Consider the following 2,286-nt stretch of genomic DNA (forward strand, 5'->3'; position numbering starts at 1 on the left):
GCAGTACAGCGGCCCTCATGGCCGCGCCCTCCCCTGCAGCCAGGCGTCCACGCGCACCTGCGCGCTGCTGCAGGCATCGCCGGGCACGGCCGGCGGCGCGGCCAGGATCGCGTCGGCCTTGCGGCCGTGATCAGAAGCACGTTCGGCGGCCGCGCGCCGGGCGGGCGCCGCCTCCTGTGCTCGCTTGTCGGCCAGGGTGCGCAGCTCGTCCACCTTGCTGCTGCAGGCCTCGGCGGCGCCGCGCACGCCGGCCAGCTCCTGGCCCTTGCCCACCAGCTCGGCCCGGGCTGTGGTCGCGTCATCGCGCGCGGACAGCCAAGCCCAGCCCGTGAGCACGTTGCCCAGCACCAGCACGGCCAGCAGGATCTGCATGGGCGTCATGGCTCGCTCCCGGCGCACGCGGCGTACATGCGGACGATGGTCTGCGTGTGCATGCGGCGCTCCAGGCCGGACGCCCCGGCGCGCAGCTCGGGCAGCGGCGGGCAGTCGCGGCGCGCCACCGTGGGCGCGGCCGGCTCCGCCTCGGCGGCCGGAGGCTCAGGCGGCACGGTGCTACAGCCCGCGAGCAGCAGGGCTGCGAGGATGTTGGTGCGGATCATCGTGCGGACCCCTTGATGCGCTCGTTGGCGCGCTGGATGGTGGTGTTGATGGCCTTGCGCTCGTGCTCGGGCACAGCGGCCGGCACGCCCGCGGCCTTGGCCGCTTTGCCGGCCGTAGTCGCAGCAGCTTGCGCGGTTTCTGCGGCCGTGGCCGCTGTGTCGGCTGCTGCGGCCAGGGTGTCCGCCGCACGCTCCTGCCGGCCGGCGATGATGTCCAGGGCTCGCTGGTGGGTGCGCTGCAGCCGGTCGATCTCCTGGAGCCGGTCCTGCCGCTCGTCCACCAGCAGCACCCGCGCGCGTTCCGTGCCGATCCCGTAGCCGATCCCCGCTCCGCCGCCCACCAGGACGACCAGGATGGCCAGGGCCTTGATGGTGTCGCGCACCGTGTCCATGTCAGGCTTTCGCATCGACTTGCTCCCGCAGTTGGGTGACCTGGGTGGTCAGTTCAGCGATTCGGGCCAGCGCCTCTTCCAGCTGCTGCTGGACGGCCGCCAAGCGCCCCTCCATCCGCCCGAGGTTCTGCAACGCCTCGTTCCGCTCCTTGGCGAATCCATCCGCGCGCGTCTCAGCATCGGCCGCTCGCTTGATCGCGTCTTCGAGCAGCTTCTGATACACGCCGAGGGCCGTGATCTGTCCGGTGTCGCTGGCCCGCTGCGCCGCTGCGCCGCTCAGGTACTGGCGCAGGTACATGCCGGCTGCCGCGATGGTGCCGAGAGTGCCGCCGACAACCGTCCACCAGCCGCCGGGCAATGCGTTCACTTCTGGCATCGGCTCACTCCAGCGCCAGGCGCACGGCCTGGTCGATCAGGTCGGCGGGGTACGGCTGCTGCCCGTTTTCGTGCTGCACGATGGCCGGCACGATGCGCGCGAGCACGCCCGGGTCCTGCAGATCCACCACGTCATCGACGCCCACGCCGAGCGCGCGCGCCACCTGGCGGGCATAGGCCCCGGTATCGTTTTCCGCCGGCGGCGCCCAGCGGCCAATGATCTTGGCGGGCGTGTTGAGGCCGTACTTGCGCTGGTACGACAGCAGCACCTTGGCCAGGGCCCGCAGGCCCCAAACCGGCGCCGTGAAAACGACGAAGCGCGGATCGCTGTTCTGGTCGGCGGCCATGCCCTGCCAGCGCTCACTGGTGCGGTCGATGTTGCCCGGGTTGTGGTTGCGGATGCCGCGTGGAGTGGTGGTCATGTCGATCCTTGGGACGCAAAAAAGCCCGCGCGCGGCGGGCTGTGAATGGGGTGGTGGCGGCGCTGTCAGGCCGGCCAGCCGCTGTGCACGTCGTACTCCAGCGCCTGCGCGGTGGTGGTCAGAACTTCGATGGCCTCGTGGTGGGCGCGCTCGGCGCTGAAACATGCCTGGACGTGCCTTGCGATCGCAGAAGCGATGCCGCGCAGCTCATCGAGCGTCAGCGACACCCAGCCGCTCGCAGCTTTGAAATCCACTTCGGAGACGCCAGCCAGCTGCGCATTGGCGATCACCGTGGTGATCCGGTTCTGGTCGCTCAGCGTGGTGCCCACGCGCGTGCCGGTCGGCAGCGTGATGCCGCCCGTTTCGACTTCCCAGCGCCGGGCTGTCACCGCAGCCGCGAGGCGGCACTGCTCGGCCTGCAGGGCTTGCTCGATGTCCTCGGGCAGCATGGCTCGCACCGCGAACGCCTGGGACCACTGCCCCTCAGCATCCTCCTGC

6 protein-coding genes are annotated in these 2,286 nt (G+C 71.1%); all 6 read right to left on the reverse strand.

What is annotated here, in order from left to right; translation table 11 throughout:
* Positions 1-15: 15 nt before the first annotated feature.
* Positions 16-381: a hypothetical protein gene (locus Q9R47_RS24215; protein WP_311235647.1), complete on the reverse strand. Its 366-nt coding sequence runs from the start codon at positions 379-381 to the stop codon at positions 16-18.
* On the reverse strand, positions 378-599 hold the full coding sequence (locus Q9R47_RS24220) for a hypothetical protein (RefSeq protein WP_311235648.1): 222 nt from the start codon (positions 597-599) through the stop codon (positions 378-380). The genes Q9R47_RS24215 and Q9R47_RS24220 overlap by 4 nt, the downstream gene beginning before the upstream one ends.
* The gene (locus Q9R47_RS24225; RefSeq protein ID WP_311235649.1) at positions 596-1,006 is read right to left on the reverse strand and encodes a hypothetical protein; all 411 of its coding nucleotides are present in this window, start codon (positions 1,004-1,006) and stop codon (positions 596-598) included. Before Q9R47_RS24225 ends, Q9R47_RS24220 begins: the two co-directional genes overlap by 4 nt.
* The gene (locus Q9R47_RS24230; protein ID WP_311235650.1) at positions 993-1,367 is read right to left on the reverse strand and encodes a hypothetical protein; all 375 of its coding nucleotides are present in this window, start codon (positions 1,365-1,367) and stop codon (positions 993-995) included. The genes Q9R47_RS24225 and Q9R47_RS24230 overlap by 14 nt, the downstream gene beginning before the upstream one ends.
* Positions 1,368-1,371: 4 nt before the next feature.
* Entirely contained in the window at positions 1,372-1,788 is a 417-nt protein-coding gene (locus Q9R47_RS24235; protein ID WP_311235651.1) for a structural protein P5, read from the reverse strand.
* A 65-nt stretch (positions 1,789-1,853) separates the two neighbouring features.
* Positions 1,854-2,286 (reverse strand): DUF4376 domain-containing protein (locus Q9R47_RS24240; RefSeq protein WP_311235652.1); only part of this gene is annotated, 433 nt, incomplete at its 5' end.

This window comes from Acidovorax sp. PRC11 (assembly GCF_031844105.1).
GTDB lineage: Bacteria > Pseudomonadota > Gammaproteobacteria > Burkholderiales > Burkholderiaceae_C > Paracidovorax.

Coding starts and splice junctions, on each gene's coding strand:
- Q9R47_RS24225 (WP_311235649.1), bottom strand. CDS start 1,006: ATGCGAAAGCCTGACATGGACACGGTGCGCGACACCATCAAGGCCCTG.
- Q9R47_RS24230 (WP_311235650.1), bottom strand. CDS start 1,367: ATGCCAGAAGTGAACGCATTGCCCGGCGGCTGGTGGACGGTTGTCGGC.
- Q9R47_RS24220 (WP_311235648.1), bottom strand. CDS start 599: ATGATCCGCACCAACATCCTCGCAGCCCTGCTGCTCGCGGGCTGTAGC.
- Q9R47_RS24215 (WP_311235647.1), bottom strand. CDS start 381: ATGACGCCCATGCAGATCCTGCTGGCCGTGCTGGTGCTGGGCAACGTG.
- Q9R47_RS24235 (WP_311235651.1), bottom strand. CDS start 1,788: ATGACCACCACTCCACGCGGCATCCGCAACCACAACCCGGGCAACATC.